Origin of the sequence: Phytoactinopolyspora mesophila, assembly GCF_010122465.1 — a bacterium.
Taxonomy (GTDB): Bacteria; Actinomycetota; Actinomycetes; order Jiangellales; family Jiangellaceae; genus Phytoactinopolyspora; species Phytoactinopolyspora mesophila.
This window is the reverse complement of record NZ_WLZY01000008.1, coordinates 234,638-249,845: the sequence shown is the minus strand read 5'-3', so window position 1 is coordinate 249,845 and position 15,208 is coordinate 234,638. Positions and strand designations below refer to the sequence as shown.

Here is a 15,208-nt window from a genome sequence, read left to right as displayed (position 1 = left end):
GTCCCAATTGAGCACTCGGATGGAGCTGATTTCATGTATGGATTGACCGTGCGCTGGTCCCTGGCCGACGCGCCGGCCGGCGTCGATGACGAACTGCGCGAGTATGTTCACGGCACCTCTCTGGACCGTTTCACCGGCATGCCCGGGTTGAGGTTCAAGACCTGGCGTACCCGGCCGGGCGAATGGTTCGAGGGCACGTACGTGTTCGCTACGGCACAAGCGCGGGACGAGTTCGCAGCTGACTTCGCCGGGAAGGCCGCGGGTTCGCCAGGGTCGAAGATCATTGGCTCAGCGCCCATTCTGCAGGAATCGTTCGACGTCGTCGCTGTAGCTGAGGGCGGGGCCGGGTTCGCGGCGGGGCCCGGACCGGCGCCGGCCGGCTGAGGCTGGTGGACATGCCCAGGACTTCTCCTGCGTCAAGAGGCCTGCAGGCATCGTGACGCACGAGAAAACCCACCAAACATGATCATTTAGGTGGGCTCGAGGCGGACGATGACGGACTTCGAGGCAGGTGTGTTGCTGATGTCGGCGGTGTGGTCCAGCGGAACCAGCGCGTTGGTCTCCGGGTAGTAGGCGGCCGCGCAGCCGCGGGCCGTGGGGAACGAAACCACCCGGAACGCCGGTGCCCTTCGTTCGCCGTCACCCCATTCGCTGACCAGATCAACCGGGGTGCCGTCGGCGATGCCGAGCTCCTCGAGGTCGTCGTGGTTGACGAACACGACGCGCCGGCCGTTGTGAATGCCGCGGTAGCGGTCGTCGAGGCCGTAGATAGTGGTGTTGAACTGGTCGTGAGACCGGATGGTCTGCAGGATCAACCGGCCGGGCGGCAGCACCATCACGTCGAGATCGTTGACCGTGAACCGGGCCCGGGCGTCGGCGGTATTGAAGCGGCGTTCGTCGCGCGGCGGATGCGGCAGGACGAAGCCGCCAGGCGCGGCCACCCGTTGTTCGAAGTTCTCGAAGCCGGGCACCACCCTGGAGATCCGTTCGCGGATTTTCGAGTAGTCCGCGGTGAATTCCTCCCACGGTGTGGGGTCGTCGTTGCCAAGCACCCGTCTCGCCAGGCCGGAGACGATCGCTACCTCGCTGCGCAGTTCGCCCGACGCCGGAGGAAGCTTGCCCCGGGACGCATGCACCATCGACATGGAGTCTTCGACGGTCACGAACTGTTCGCGGCCGGTCTGGACGTCTCTCTCGGTCCGGCCGAGGCACGGCAAGATGAGCGAGCGACGCCCCGGAACGACGTGCGAGCGGTTCAGCTTGGTGGATACATGCACAGTCAGCGGCACTGATCGCAACGCGTTGGCGGTGCGTTCGCTGTCCGGGGTCGCGGCGGCGAAGTTGCCGCCGAGGGCCATGAATACCCGGATCCGGCCATCTATCATCGCGCGGATGGTGTTCACGGTGTCGTGGCCGTGTTCCCGCGGTGGTTCGAAACCGAACTCGGCGCCCAGCGCGTCCAGGAAGGCATCCGGCATCTTCTCCCAGATTCCCATGGTCCGGTCGCCCTGGACGTTGCTGTGGCCGCGAACCGGGCAGGCACCGGCGCCCGGGCGGCCGATGTTGCCGCGAAGGAGCAAGAAGTTGACGATCTCCCGGATGGTGGGGACCGAATTCTTGTGCTGAGTGAGGCCCATCGCCCAGCACACGATGACGCTTTTCGCGGAGATCACTTCGTCGACGAACGCGGAGATCTGGCGCGAGCTCAATCCGGTGGCGGCGACCACGTCGTTGGCATCCAATGCCCGCCAGCCGGCCGCTGCTGCTTCGAAGCCGCTGGTGTGCTCGGCGATGAATCGATGGTCCAGGACGTCACCGGTGCGCTCGTCGGACTCCACCAGGATCCGGTTGACGGCCTGGAAGAACGCTTGATCACCGCCGAGCCGGATCTGCAGGAAAAGGTCGGCGAGCGGCGTTCCTTTTCCAACGACGCCGCGCACCTTCTGTGGGTTCTTGAAGGCGCGCAGTCCGGTCTCCGGCAGTGGGTTGATGGCGACGATGCGTGCGCCGCGCCGCTTGGCCTCCTCCAGGGCAGTGAGCATACGTGGGTGATTGGTGCCAGGATTCTGCCCGACGACGACGATCAGCTCGGCGTGGTCGGTGATGTCGGTGAGTGAGACGCTGCCCTTGCCGATGCCGATGGTTTCGGATAGTGCCGCGCCGGACGACTCATGGCACATGTTGGAGCAGTCGGGCAGGTTGTTGGTACCGAGCTTGCGCGCGAACAGCTGATAGAGGAAGGCGGCTTCGTTGCTGGTGCGCCCGGAGGTGTAGAACGCCGCCTGGTCCGGGCTGTCGGTACCGGCGAGCTCGTCGGCGATGACGCCGAAGGCTTCATCCCAGGAGATCGGCCGGTAGTGATCGGAGTCGGTGTCGCGGAACATCGGGGTGCTCAGCCGCCCCTGCTGGCCGAGCCAGTAGTCGGTCTTGGTGGCGAGTTCACTGATGGGGTGGGTGGTGAAGAACTCCGGACCGACCCGGCGGGTGGTGGCTTCCTCGGCCACGGCCTTGGCGCCGTTCTCACAGAACTCGGCCAAGTGTGGCTTGTCAGGTTCCGGCCAGGCGCAGCCTGGGCAGTCGAAGCCGTCGTGCTGGTTGAGCACCCGCAAGGTCTGCCAGCCGCGCCTGGCGCCTGCCTGGTCGAGTACATCGCGCAGACCATGGACAACACCCGGTACTCCGGCAGCCGTGTGTTTGGGCGGCTGGACGAACAGCTGGGAGTCGTCGTAGTCGTGTTCCGGAGCGTCCTTGGTCATGCATCGACGGTACGGCTCCGTGGTGGCCTTTGACCAGTGACGCCCGGACCCCCTTGATCATTGGCACTTGGCCACCGATATCGGTGGCCAAGTGCCAATGATCAGCGGGAGTGGTAGACGCGGACCGAGACGATGTGGGCGCGTGGCGAGCCGTTCGTCGATTCGGCCACGACCCGCAGCGCATGGACCTCGGTGGCTTCGTCCATCCGATGGACACGGCGGCGCCGGCGGTTGTCCTGTTGGCGGGTCACGATCTGCCAGTCGCCGTCGCCCGTGGTGTCGATCTCGATGCGATAGTCGCGGATCAGGGTGGGGATGACGTCGAACGGTGTGCGCCAGTGGTGCAGATTGATCAGGTACTCGTCGACGTCGTCGTCGAAGACGATCTCCACCTGGTTCAGCGTCACCGGCTCCGGCCAGTCCAGCCGCAGCCACTCCGGGACACCGGCCAGGGGCTCGGACGCCCACATCTGCGGGCCGGCCCAGGGCCGGGCGAACCCGCCGATGGCCTTCTCCGGACGGCACGCGGCGGTCTCCGGGCGCACGCCGACGCACAGGTGCTGCCAGTCCCGCAGCTTCACCCAGTCCAGTAGCGGCTGCTCGAACTCGGCCTCGGGCGGTGCTGGCCGGTGCTCGAAGCTACGTATACCCGGCTCGGCGGTGCCACTGGTGAACAGGGTGATGTCCGGATTCGCCCGGACGATCACGAAGGCGTTCTGCGGCGACCCTGGTTGCCACGGCAGGTCCAGCCACGTCCATCGGGGCGGGCCTGGTTCGACCGTGACGCCGGCCTGGGCGACCCGTTTGTGTGGGACATAGTTCTGCTCGAGCCCGGTATCGAACACCTCGACCGTCAGGTCGGTGCGGGTGGCGGCCTCGACCAGCAGGCCGACCTGAGTCAGCTCGGGGTCGACGGGGACGATCACGCCGGCGTCCGTGGTCAGCGGCCGCGCCGTCGGGCCGGACGGTTCCGGCCGCACCGCGAGGTCGGTCAAGGCGCTCGACGCGGACATCCGGGCGTGGCGGGCCAGGTCGGCCGGGTCGTCGTTGCGTACCCCCAGGACCGAGGCGTCCTCGCGGAGCATGACCTGGTGGAGCCGGTCGAGGTGGTCGTGCGCCAGCTGGCGGGGTGTGACACCGGTGTCGAGCGCGACGGCGGCGGCGCTGCCGGCCGCCTGCCCCACAACCGCGCAGGTGGCCATCACCCTGGTGGTGCCGAACGCCACGTGTGAGGCGCTGATGTCACGCCCGGCGACCCACAGATTCTCGACGTTCACCGAGTACAGGGACCGCAACGGGATGTGGTAGACGCCGTTGGAGTGCCAGTGTTTAGAGCCGGCCTCGGTCGCGTAGACACCCTGCGGCGGGTGCAGGTCGATCGACCAGCCGCCGAAGGCGACCCGGTCCTCGAACGGCGTCTGGTTGAGGATGTCGTGCTGGGTGAGGGTGTAGTCGCCGACGAACCGGCGGTATTCCCGTTTGCCGGGCACGGTCCCGACCCACTCCAGCGTCATGGTGTCGGCGTCGAACTTTCCGGAGTTCTTGATGTAGTCCCAGACCCCGTAGATCACGGCCCACAGTTCGTCGCGGATGCGCTCGTTGTGCTGGACGATGTCGAGTTCGCCGCCCCACTCGATCCACCAGTACGCGCAGCCGTTGTCGCCGGAGCGGATGATGCGCCGCTCAGGGATGGGGGTCTTGGTGACGTCTATGGCGAACGACGGAGGCACGTATTTGACCGGGTGACCGGCGTCCTTGGTGTAGAACAGCAGAGTGCTGCCGAGGGTGATGTCGTCGGCGGTCTCCGGCGCCCACGGCTCGTCGTACTCCGCGCGGGCCTCTCGTCCGATGCGGTGCCGTGCGCCGGCCAGGTGTCCGACCAAGCCGTCGCCGGTGCAGTCGGCATAGGCCGGCGACTCGAACCGGATGCGCCGCTCCGAGCCCAGCATCCACCCGGTCACGGCGTCGATCCGGCGGTTGTCCGGGTCGCCGGAGGCTTCGACGTCATGCACGTCGGTGTTCAGGAAGAGCTGGATTCCGGGCTCGTTGCGGACCGCCTCGTGGACCACCATGTCCCAGTAGTAGGGGTTGCCGTCCGGGTTGCGGTACTGGTTCTCGACGTACAACTCGCCCATGATGCCGGTCTCGCGAGCGTAGCGCTGGCGCCCGTGCGCCGTCGCGCCGCAGACCCACACCCGCACCTCGCTCGAGGAGTTCCCACCTAGTACTGGCCGGTTGTTCACCAGCGCGACGCTTCGCCCAAGGCGGGCGGCGGCAATCGCCGCGCAGACTCCGGCGAGACCACCACCCACGACGGTCAGATCGGTTTGGACATACTCGTCCTGCATGGTTCGTTCCTATCGGTATGAGTTTTCGCCGTCGCGGACGCCACGATGCGGCGGCGACCACGGCGGAAGGAATGCTTGGAGGGCTAGAGGTTTAAAACCCGCGCGGGTTCTTAGTCGCTGAGCGCCTGTTCGACCGAGCGGCGGAAGCTGTGCAGCCACAACCGGATCGTGTCCGGGTCGGCGAGCTCGGTCCGTCCGGTCACCGAGAGCGCGACGGGCGGTTCGCCCGGCGCGTCCACGGTGATGGCGGAGGACATATGCCCGGGCTTCAGCCAGCCGTCCAGGATGAGGCACTCGTGTGCCAGCAGTTCGCGGCCGCGCGCGAGTGCCTCTTCCTCGGACTGTGGAGCCGGTGATTCCGGGCGTTCCCAGCCGTACTTCTTCCGGGACTCCCGGAGCAGCTCGAGAGCTTCGTTCTCCGGGAGTTCGAGCAGCAGCCGAAGGCCTGGCGCGGACAGATGCAGCGGCCAGCCGTCGGCGTTGAACAGGACCGGCTGATCCCCCCCACGCGTCCGTAGGAAGTAGATCACTTCACCACGCCACAGCACCGAGAGTGACACCGCGGCGCCCCGGGCAAGCCGGGCAGCGTCCTCCATCGCCTTGCGAGGACGGTGGGCGAGCCGGAACTGTGTGATCGCCGCCGCACCGAGCGACAGCACACCGAAGTCCGGAGCGAAGCTGCGGTAGCCGGTCTTGCGTGCGTAACCGGCCTCCGCGAGCGTCGACAGGATCCGGGACACCGAGCTCTGGTGCAGCCCGACCCGGCGGGCGATCTCGCTGGCCGAAACAGGTTCGTTGGACTCCACCAGAGCCTGGAGCACCGTGACCCCGTTGGCCAGCGCCTTGGCCGACGCGCCAGACCGCTCGGCTGCTGCTCTATTCGCCATCGAAGAAGTACTGCTCCGGGTTGGTGGGTGCCGGGGTCGGGTAGTCCCAGGCATTGGGCATCGCGTCGGGGACGTTGCGAAGCGCCGCGCTGACCACACCGTACTCCTCGGGCTGCAAGTTGATGCCCATCACCCAGAACTCTTCTTTGGCGATCTGGAGAATCTCGGTCATCGCCGTGGCTTGCTCGTCCGCATCAGTGGTGGCCTTGACCTGGTCGTAGAGCTCGAACTGGCGACGCACCGGCTCGGGCGGTTCCTCGCCGCTTTCGCCGCCGCTGGTGTACCACTCGGTCCAGGTGAACGCATAGGCGGCATTGCCGGCGCCCGTCGGCGCATAGAAACGGGGATTGAGGTAGATGTCGTTGAGGCCCCCGGAACCTTGCCATACGGCCGCGTCGTGATCGCCGGCCTCGGTCCTTTCCAGGAACAACGAGCGATCCATGCCGTTGACGCTGGTGTCGACCCCCACCGCCTTCCAGTAGCCCTCGATGAGGTTCAGCGTGCCCGGGTAGTCGGGCCAGATCCCGGTGGCGAACTCGATCAGAATCCGCAGCCGGTCGCCGTTCGGCAGCAGGCGGTACCCGGAGCCGTCTTTCTCGGGCAGGACACTGTCCAGGTACTCGTTGGCCAGGTCGACGTCGTATTCGGTGTACTGCTTGGCGAGCTTTTCGTCGAACAGCGGCGACTCCGGTCGCGGTGCGCATTGCCATGGCTCACCTTGCCGCTGGTAGACGGCGGTGATGATCTCTTCTCGGTTGATGGCGTGAGACAGCCCGATCCGGAAGTCCTTGTTGCGGAAGACCTCGCGGACCGCCTCGTCCTTGTGGCTGAGGTTCAGGCACAACGCCATCGTGTTCATGTTGGCCGGGATGGCGTCGAAGAACCGGAAGCCACCCGACTCGCGGTCGGCGGCCAGGATCGGCCGGTTTTCCAGGCTGTTGACCGGACGTAGCTGCAGATCGATGTCACCGGACACGACCCGCAACAGGATGACCTCGTCGTCCTGGATGATGTCGTAGGTGACCCGGTCGATGTAGGGGAGCTGGTTTCCCTCGGGATCGGTTTTGAAGTAGTAGGGGTTGCGTTCGAGCCGGACCTGGTTGCCCTCCCCGACCGGATCGATGATGATCCACGGGTTGAGCGTCGGCAGGTCGGAGTTCGACCAGATGTCGGTCTTGTCCAGGAACAGTTGGACCCAGTCCGCGGCCCCCTCGGCGTCGACGAGCTCGTCGATGTCCGGGTTGAAATCCGCGTGGTATTGCTCGAGTACGTGCTTGGGCAGGCTGACCAGCGTGGTGCCGGCGTTTGAGCTGTGCACCCGGGCCTGGTTGGGCAGGAACAGGCCCTCCGGGTCGTCGAAGATGAAGGTCACGGTGTAGTCGTCGATCTTCTCGGCCCGGACCGGATTTCCGGCGCCGCTCGGGTACAGCTCGTCGTTGTTGAGCACGTCGTTGCGGGCGAAGACGAGATCGTCAGCGGTGAACGGCTCGCCGTCGGACCATTTCATGCCCTCGCGCAGCCGGAAGGTGAACTCGCGGTCGTCCGGGCTGACCTCGAAACTCTCCGCGATGTTCGGGATGACGGCGAGGTCCCAGTCGGGAGTCCAGCGCACGAGGCCTTCGTAGCCGACGACGCGGAACATCTGGATGGCCTCGGCCGGGCCGAGGATCGCGCTGGTCAGGTTCCCGCCGTACCGGCCGATCTCCTCTACCGGGTCGACGACGAGCGGGTTCATCGGGATTCGCTCGGCCAGCGGGGGCAGTTCACCTGCCTCGACTCTCTTCGCCAGCATTGGCGATTCTCCGCTTGGGCTCGGGCCGGGACCCGAGTCGTCTCCTCCGTTTCGTGGTTCGGGGTCGAGGTTGCATCCAACGAGCAGGTAAGCACTCACGGCGCCACTTCCGGCCGCGAGGAATCGTCTGCGTGACAGGTGTCCGGTCACGAGTGTCCTCCGTTCGCCGATTTGAAACTGCCTATTGACTCTCGATTTCGTGCATGCTCTGATCTGAACATGCCTCCTACGCATAGTCAAGGTCGAAAGATGCGCGACTCGCTTGGAGTAATCGTCGTCGCTGGCGTGATGCTGGCGGCGTCGTCCGCCCTGGCGAACGGACACCAAGCCCAAAAGAACGCGGGGCCAACCGATCAGAGCGGCAGCGCGACGGTGACCTTCACCCTCGCCGCACCGCCCGACATGCCGGCAGAAGAGGGTCTGGTGCGGGCCGAGCTCATCTGCGGCGGCCAACCGGCTGCGACGGCTGAGCTCGACACCTCGGACCACCCGTCGGTGACCATGCCGCTGGAGTCCCTGGCGAGTGACTGCCAGGTCAGCGCTTCATGGCAGGCAGTAGACGGACTCACCCACGAGGCCACCGTCGAGGTGTCGGAAGGCGGTGACGCGATCGAGCGGTGGCGCCGCTATACGGCCGACGGCGAGACCACCACCCGAGAGTTCCACGTTCCCACTGGCGACGCGCCCCAGGACCTGAGCGTCGACGTGACCGTCGGCGCGGTACCGGATGGCGAGGTCGGCACCGCGTTGAGGGTCATGACGTTCAACATCTGGCTCGGCGGAACCCTGGACCCGGCGCAAGGCGCCGGAATGGGCGAACAGAACCTCGACGAATTGCTGGAGTTCGTCCGGCACGAAGACCCCGACGTGTTGTTCCTGGTCGAGACCTACGGTGCCGGGGCAGACATCGAGGCAGCCCTGAACCGGAACCGGAATGACGGTCGCGAGTTCACCGGCGTCCAGATCACCCGCGAGCCGGGCCAGGCTCCGGACCGGGACAACCTCTGGCTGTACACCTGGTTGCCGGTCGAGGAGGTGTACGAGCGCATCTCCGGTGGTGGCGTCTCGTCCTTCCACTTCGGTGGCGCGCGCCTCGGCTTGCCGGACGGCGGGCATGTCCATGCCTTCTCCACCTGGCTGCATCACCAGGACAACGCCCGTACACACGCCAACCGGGCCGCCTTCGAAGAGACGCTCGGATTGTGCCGGCATCACACCGACGACGAGGTCATCGGCACCGACGAGCGTAACCGGGTGCGGATGGCCACTACCGTGCTCGAGGACCGGCTGACGACTTATGTCGGCGACGACGACGCTCCCATCATCATCGGCGGCGACCTGAACACGCTCTCGCATCTGGACTGGAGCGAGCGCTTCGCACCCGTCTTCGGTCACGGCGGCCTGGTACTCGACTGGCCGGTGACCCGGATGTTCACCGAGGCCGGTTTCACTGACACGTATCGGTGGGCGTATCCCGACGCCGGCCGTTACCCCGGTTCGACCATGGACCCCGCCCGTGGCCAGATCTTCGCTCCCGGCCGTATCGACTACGTCTTCACTCGCGGTGACGACGTGCGGGTCCTGGACTCGGCGACGCTCACCGAGCGGCTGCCGGAGCAGCAAGGCTCCGCACTCGACGATCGGTTCCCGTTCTACTCTGATCACGCCGCCGTCGTGACCGACCTCGTCATTCGTGGTTCCGGCACAGCCTCGGCCGGCAACCGGGAGCCGCTGTCCGAAGACGCGGCCGATCCTCATGCCAGCTGGCCGGACGAGCCGAGCGGCCATGCCATTCCGGCCGGGCAGCTGAGCGCCACGGCTTCCACCGAGGCCGAGCATCGCGGGGCGGAGCGCGCCGTCGACGGCGACATTCGCACCCACTGGCACTCGGATGCCGCCGTCGAGCTGCCGCACGAGATCACCATCGACATGGAGCGGGTACGCCGGTTGTCAGCGCTGCGCTACCAGCCGCGGTACGACAGCGCGATCGGCACCATCCTCCGGGCAACGGTGCAGGCCAGCCGCGACGGCACGGACTTCACCGACGTCGCCGAGGTGGAGTGGGACCGCACCAGGCTGCCCAAGGACGTCGACCTCGACGGCGTTACCGCGCGGTACCTGCGGCTGCAGATCGAGCACAGCAGCGGCGGCGATCTTTCGTCGGCCGCGCAGCTGATCCCTTATGAGAAACAGCGCACCGGCCCGCCGGCGTGGGTGCCACAGCCGCCGTCGTCAGGTGACGATCAGGACGTCGTCGTCACCACGCAGACCGTTCACGCGGACTGCGCCAAGGCCTACACCGAGAGCGGAACGTGGATCTCCAGCAATCTCACCGGCTACGACGGCTCGCTGACCCGCTACAGCAACACGGCGGGTTCGACGGCGACCTGGGTGCCGGAACTGCCCACCGGCGGTGAATACGAGGTCGCCGTGTGGTGGCCGGACCATGCCACCACAACGCGTTCGGCGCACTACTCGGTCGAACACGCCGACGGCTCAGCCGACGTCACGATCGATCCGGTCGACGGCATGGGTGATTGGTACGCCCTCGGGCAGTGGACGTTCGATGCCGGCACCGGCGGCGGCGTGACACTCACGGTCGGGTCGGGCTATCACCGCGCCGACGCATTGCGGTTCCGGCTGGTCGAGGAGCGCACGACATCCGGAGACGCCGACTAGAACCGTCACCGAACACGCGGTGCCGCGGCGCTGAACCGCTGCGGCACCGTGTGTCCATGAACCCAGCGAGAGGAGAGCCGACGAGTGCTGGGGTATATCGCACGCCGGATTCTCGTGATGATCCCGACGTTGTTCGTGATCTCGATTATCTCGTTCGCGATCATCCAGCTGCCCCCGGGCGACTACCTCACGACGGTGGTCGCCCAGATGGAGGCAGAGGGCGGGGAGATCGACTCCGCCCAGCTGGCTGCGCTGCGAGAACGATACGGGCTGGGGCAATCGTTCATCAGTCAGTACTACACGTGGATCACCAACATCGTGTTCGGGCTGGACTTCGGCCATTCCTTCGACTGGAACCGGCCCGTCTCGGCGCTGATCGGCAACCGGCTGGCGCTGACGGTGGGTCTGTCGGTCGCCACGATCTTGTTCATCTGGATCGTGGCGTTCCCGATCGGTGTCTACTCCGCCCTGCGGCAGCACTCGGTTGGTGACTATGCCTTCACGATGATCGGCTTCATCGGGCTCGCCGTCCCGAACTTCATGATCGCGCTCGTGCTGATGTGGGTGGGCTTGCGGTACTTCGGCCAGAGCCCCGGTGGCATCGTCTCACCTGAGTACGCCGACTCGGCTTGGAACCTCGGGAAGATACTCGACGTGCTGGGCCATCTGTGGGTCCCGATCGTGGTGTGGGGCACGGCCGGCACGGCGGGGTTGATCCGGATCCTGCGGAACAATCTGCTCGACGAGCTCCGTAAGCCCTACGTAGTGGCGGCCCGGGCCCGGGGCCTGCCGGAGAAACGGCTGACGGTGAAGTATCCGCTGCGGGTGGCGCTGAACCCGTTCTTCTCCACGATCGGCTGGATCCTGGCGTCGCTGATCGGTGCCGACGCCATTGTCTCGAGGGTGCTCAACCTGGACACGACCGGACCGCTTCTGCTCCGGGCGTTGATGGCCCAGGACATGTATCTCGCGGGCTCGCTCATCCTGATCAGCGCCGTGCTGGTGGTAATCGGCACGCTGGTCTCCGACCTGTTGCTCGGGTGGCTCGACCCCCGTGTCCGGCTGCGGTACGGCCGGTAGTTGGGAGTAGCTGGACATGACACAGCAGCATGTTGACGAACACGACCCGTCGGATGACGGCTCCGGCCCGGCTGCCTTCGATCGCAAGATCTCCGACGAACCGGAGATCTCCGTCGCCCCCCAGTGGAAGCTGGTGTGGTGGACCTTCAAACGGCACCGGCTCGCCGTCGTCGGCGGGATCGTCACCATCTTCATTTACCTGGTGGCGATCTTCGCCGGATTTCTCGCGCCGTACTCGAGTTCGCATTTCGACTCCGAGTACACGTACGCACCGCCGCAACGGCTGCAGTTCGTCGATGACGGCGAATGGGGTCTGCACGTGCACGGCTACGTCGCCGAGCAGGACCCGGACACGCTGGGCCTGACCTGGGAGATCGACGAATCCCAGAAGGTTCCGGTCGGGCTTTTCGTGCGTGGTGAGGAATACAAGATCCTCGGGCTGATCACCTGGGACCGGCATCTGATCGGACCCAAAGACCCGGACGGTCCGCCGATGTACCTCCTCGGCGCCGACGCGCTGGGGCACGACATGCTCTCCCGGATCATCCATGCCACGGCGGTCTCGATGTCGATCGGCTTGGTCGGTGTGGTCTTGAGCTTCCTGCTCGGGATCACCCTCGGCGGAATCTCCGGCTACTTCGGCGGCTGGGTGGACAACATCATTCAGCGGATCATCGAATTCGTCGTCTCCATCCCCACCATCCCGTTGTGGATGGGTTTGATGGCCGCGATCCCACCCCATTGGGGGTCGTTGCAGCGGTACTTCGCGCTGACGGTGATCCTCTCCTTGATCAGCTGGGCCGCGCTGGGGCGGGAAGTGCGCGGGAAGTTCTTCGCGCTGCGGCAAGAGGAGTTCGTGATGGCCGCGACGGTCGATGGCGCCAGCCAGCCACGGATCATCTTCCGGCACATGTTGCCGTCGTTCACCAGCCACATCATCGCCAACATGTCGCTGGCGATCCCGGCGATGATCCTCGCGGAGACGGCGCTGTCGTTCATCGGAATCGGCCTGCAGTCGCCCACCGTGAGCTGGGGCGTGCTCCTCGAGGAAGCGCAGAGCATCCGGGTGATCGAGACCGCGCCGTGGATGATGCTGCCCGGCATCGCCGTGATCGTGGCGGTGCTGTCGCTGAACTTCTTCGGCGACGGCCTGCGCGATGCGGCCGACCCATACAAGCACTAGAAACTGCCAGGGAGATTTGATGGATGCCTCGAACCGATCCTTGGCCACTGCCGTCGCCGACCCGGAGCTGTCGCGGTTGCCGATGGGGGAGCCGCTGCTGCGGATCGAAGGGCTTCAGACCCACTTCTTCACGAACGAGGGGGTGGTGAAGGCGGTCGACGGCATGAACCTCACCGTGCCGAACGGCAAGACGGTGTGTGTCGTGGGCGAGTCAGGCTGCGGAAAGTCGATTACCGCCCGATCCGTGCTGCAGCTGGTGGACCGCCCCGGGCGGATCGTCGGCGGGCAGATCCAATGGCGCCCGGACCGGCGGGAGTGGACGGATCTGGCGGCGCTGGACCCGGCCGGTGAAGAGATCCGGCGAGTCCGTGGCGGCGAGATCGGCATGGTCTTTCAGGAGTCGATGGCCTCGTTGTCGCCGATGTACCCGGTCGGAGCGCAGCTGGCTGAAACGCTGCAGCTGCACCGTGGACTCACCAAGGCCGAGGCTCGTGAGAAGGGCATCGAACTCCTGCGCTGGGTAGGTATCCCGCAGGCGGAGAAGCGGTTCGACAGCTATTCGTTCCAGATGTCCGGTGGCATGTGCCAGCGGGTGATGATCGCGATCGCGTTGTCGTGTGATCCGGCTCTGCTGATCGCCGACGAGCCCACGACCGCTCTGGATGTGACGACCCAGGCCAGAATCATCGACCTGCTGAAGAACCTGCAGGAGCAGAACGGTATGGCGATGGTGTTCATCACCCACGACCTCGGTGTGGTGGCCGAGATCGCCGACGAGGTCACCGTGATGTATCTGGGCAAGGTCGCCGAACACGGCTCGGTGGAGCAGATCTTCTCCGATCCGAAACACCCGTACACCAAGTCGTTGCTCCGTTCGATTCCCACGATGCGCGGCGTGCGGGGCGGATCGGCAGCCGTGAGCGCGGGCCGGGAACGGCTGAAAGCGATCCGGGGTATGGTGCCGCACCCACAGAATCGGCCGGCCGGATGCCCGTTCCACACCCGGTGCGACTGGGCCATGCCAGGGGTGTGCGACACCGAGGAGCCTCCGCTCATCCAGTTCGGCGAGGCCGGGCACCGGGCGCACTGCCATTTGTACTCAGTCCCGGACGCGCTGGCTGGCGGGGGAGGTCTGGACACGCCGCACGCTGGCCCCGACGCGGTCAACCGTGGCGGCCACGGATCCGATGACGTGGCTCGCCGCGCGGTCGCGGCGCCGGCGGCGCCGGTGGTGGAAGAGACAGCACCTGGCCCTGACTCTGCTACCGCCGCTGCTCCGCTGCTCGAGGTCAAAGACCTGCGTCTGTACTTCCCGGTGAAGTCCGGGCTGCTCCAGCGGACCCGTGGCTTCGTCCGTGCCGTCGACGGCGTCGACCTCAGTATCCGGCCCGGTGAGACGCTGGGCCTCGTCGGCGAGTCCGGATGCGGCAAGACCACGCTCGGCCGCTGCATCGCGCGGCTGCTGGAGCCGACGTCGGGGCATATCCACTACCGGCGCGAAGACGGTGAAAGGGTTGACCTGGCCGGCATCCGACGCCGGGATCTGCACCAGTACCGCCGGGAAATCCGGGTGATCTTCCAGGATCCGCACTCGTCGTTGAATCCGCGGATGACGCTGGGCCAGATCATCGGTGAGCCATTGCGGGTGAACCGGCTGGCGGAGGGGTCGGAGCGGGAGGACCGGGTGGCTCAGATGCTGTCCCGTGTCGGCCTCCGGCCGGAGTACATCCGGCGTTATCCGCACGCGTTCTCCGGCGGAGAGCGGCAGCGCATCAATATCGCCCGGGCGTTGATCACCAGGCCGCGCCTGGTCATCGCCGACGAGGCCGTGTCCGCGCTCGACGTCTCCGTGCGCGCGCAGATCCTCAATCTGCTGCTCGACCTGCAGGCCGAGTTCGATCTCACGTACTTGTTCGTCTCTCACGACTTGTCTGTGGTCGAGCACATCTGTGACCGGGTCACCGTGATGTACCTGGGCAAGGTGGTCGAGGCCGCCGACACCGTGGATCTCTACCGGCAGCCGCACCACCCGTATTCCGAGGCCCTGATGCGGGCGGTGCCCCTGCCTGATCCGCGGCTCCGGAACCAGCGGCAGGCGCCTGAGGTTTCAGACGATCTGCCTGATCCGACCAATCCGCCGCCGGGTTGCCCGTTCCATACCCGCTGTCCGCACCGGCGGGATGACAGCTGTGTAAGCACAGTTCCTGAACTGCGGCGTACTGGCTCTGGCCGGCTCACGAGCTGCCATCACACGGAGTCGTTCAACCTGACCGGCGTGGTCTGAACAAGGGCCGGCACGCGGCGGACGAGTCAGGAGCGCACCACTTGAGTGCGGCTCATGTGAAGCGGACCTCCTCATGTGGGCATTTCTGCGCACAGTTTGGCGAAATCGCGCCAAACTGGTTTCTCGGCGGCATATAGTCACGCACACACATGCAGAATCGTGGCAAGATGATCATGGGCGGTGATGCGGCTCGCGAGTG

General features: G+C 66.1%; 9 protein-coding genes. 5 read left to right on the top strand and 4 right to left on the bottom strand.

Annotation, left to right across the window (positions count from 1 at the left end; all coding sequences use genetic code 11):
* Positions 1-33 precede the first annotated feature (33 nt).
* A complete protein-coding gene (locus F7O44_RS22010; RefSeq protein WP_162452431.1) occupies positions 34-384 on the top strand; it encodes a hypothetical protein in 351 nt (116 codons plus the stop codon).
* 86 nt (positions 385-470) lie between these two features.
* Here F7O44_RS22010 and F7O44_RS22005 read toward each other — a convergent pair whose 3' ends face one another.
* The 4 genes from F7O44_RS22005 to F7O44_RS21990 all read right to left on the bottom strand — a co-directional run bounded on the left by F7O44_RS22005 (position 471) and on the right by F7O44_RS21990 (position 7,783).
* Positions 471-2,756, bottom strand: coding sequence for an FdhF/YdeP family oxidoreductase (locus F7O44_RS22005; protein ID WP_162452430.1), 2,286 nt, complete (start codon positions 2,754-2,756; stop codon positions 471-473).
* Between the two features lie 101 nt (positions 2,757-2,857).
* A complete protein-coding gene (locus F7O44_RS22000) occupies positions 2,858-5,104 on the bottom strand; it encodes an FAD-dependent oxidoreductase (RefSeq protein ID WP_162452429.1) in 2,247 nt (748 codons plus the stop codon).
* Positions 5,105-5,214: 110 nt separating this feature from the next.
* Positions 5,215-5,991 (bottom strand): helix-turn-helix domain-containing protein, encoded by a 777-nt coding sequence (locus F7O44_RS21995; RefSeq protein WP_162452428.1) that lies wholly within the window; start codon positions 5,989-5,991, stop codon positions 5,215-5,217.
* Positions 5,981-7,783: an ABC transporter substrate-binding protein gene (locus F7O44_RS21990; protein WP_162452427.1), complete on the bottom strand. Its 1,803-nt coding sequence runs from the start codon at positions 7,781-7,783 to the stop codon at positions 5,981-5,983. Before F7O44_RS21990 ends, F7O44_RS21995 begins: the two co-directional genes overlap by 11 nt.
* Before the next feature lie 249 nt (positions 7,784-8,032).
* Between F7O44_RS21990 and F7O44_RS21985 the strand changes: the two genes are divergently transcribed.
* The 4 genes from F7O44_RS21985 to F7O44_RS21970 all read left to right on the top strand — a co-directional run bounded on the left by F7O44_RS21985 (position 8,033) and on the right by F7O44_RS21970 (position 15,009).
* On the top strand, positions 8,033-10,462 hold the full coding sequence (locus F7O44_RS21985; RefSeq protein WP_162452426.1) for a golvesin C-terminal-like domain-containing protein: 2,430 nt from the start codon (positions 8,033-8,035) through the stop codon (positions 10,460-10,462).
* 84 nt (positions 10,463-10,546) lie between these two features.
* Entirely contained in the window at positions 10,547-11,542 is a 996-nt protein-coding gene (locus F7O44_RS21980) for an ABC transporter permease subunit (RefSeq protein WP_162452425.1), read from the top strand.
* Positions 11,543-11,558: 16 nt separating this feature from the next.
* Positions 11,559-12,725 (top strand): ABC transporter permease, encoded by a 1,167-nt coding sequence (locus F7O44_RS21975; protein ID WP_162452424.1) that lies wholly within the window; start codon positions 11,559-11,561, stop codon positions 12,723-12,725.
* A gap of 19 nt (positions 12,726-12,744) precedes the next feature.
* Complete coding sequence (locus F7O44_RS21970; RefSeq protein WP_162452423.1) at positions 12,745-15,009, top strand: ABC transporter ATP-binding protein; 2,265 nt, start codon at positions 12,745-12,747, stop codon at positions 15,007-15,009.
* Positions 15,010-15,208 lie beyond the last annotated feature (199 nt).

Bases quoted from the DNA above. Each gene is read 5' to 3' on its own strand.
- F7O44_RS21990 (WP_162452427.1), bottom strand. From the start codon at position 7,783: ATGCTGGCGAAGAGAGTCGAGGCAGGTGAACTGCCCCCGCTGGCCGAG.
- F7O44_RS22010 (WP_162452431.1), top strand. From the start codon at position 34: ATGTATGGATTGACCGTGCGCTGGTCCCTGGCCGACGCGCCGGCCGGC.
- F7O44_RS22005 (WP_162452430.1), bottom strand. From the start codon at position 2,756: ATGACCAAGGACGCTCCGGAACACGACTACGACGACTCCCAGCTGTTC.
- F7O44_RS21970 (WP_162452423.1), top strand. From the start codon at position 12,745: ATGGATGCCTCGAACCGATCCTTGGCCACTGCCGTCGCCGACCCGGAG.
- F7O44_RS21975 (WP_162452424.1), top strand. From the start codon at position 11,559: ATGACACAGCAGCATGTTGACGAACACGACCCGTCGGATGACGGCTCC.
- F7O44_RS21985 (WP_162452426.1), top strand. From the start codon at position 8,033: ATGCGCGACTCGCTTGGAGTAATCGTCGTCGCTGGCGTGATGCTGGCG.
- F7O44_RS22000 (WP_162452429.1), bottom strand. From the start codon at position 5,104: ATGCAGGACGAGTATGTCCAAACCGATCTGACCGTCGTGGGTGGTGGT.
- F7O44_RS21995 (WP_162452428.1), bottom strand. From the start codon at position 5,991: ATGGCGAATAGAGCAGCAGCCGAGCGGTCTGGCGCGTCGGCCAAGGCG.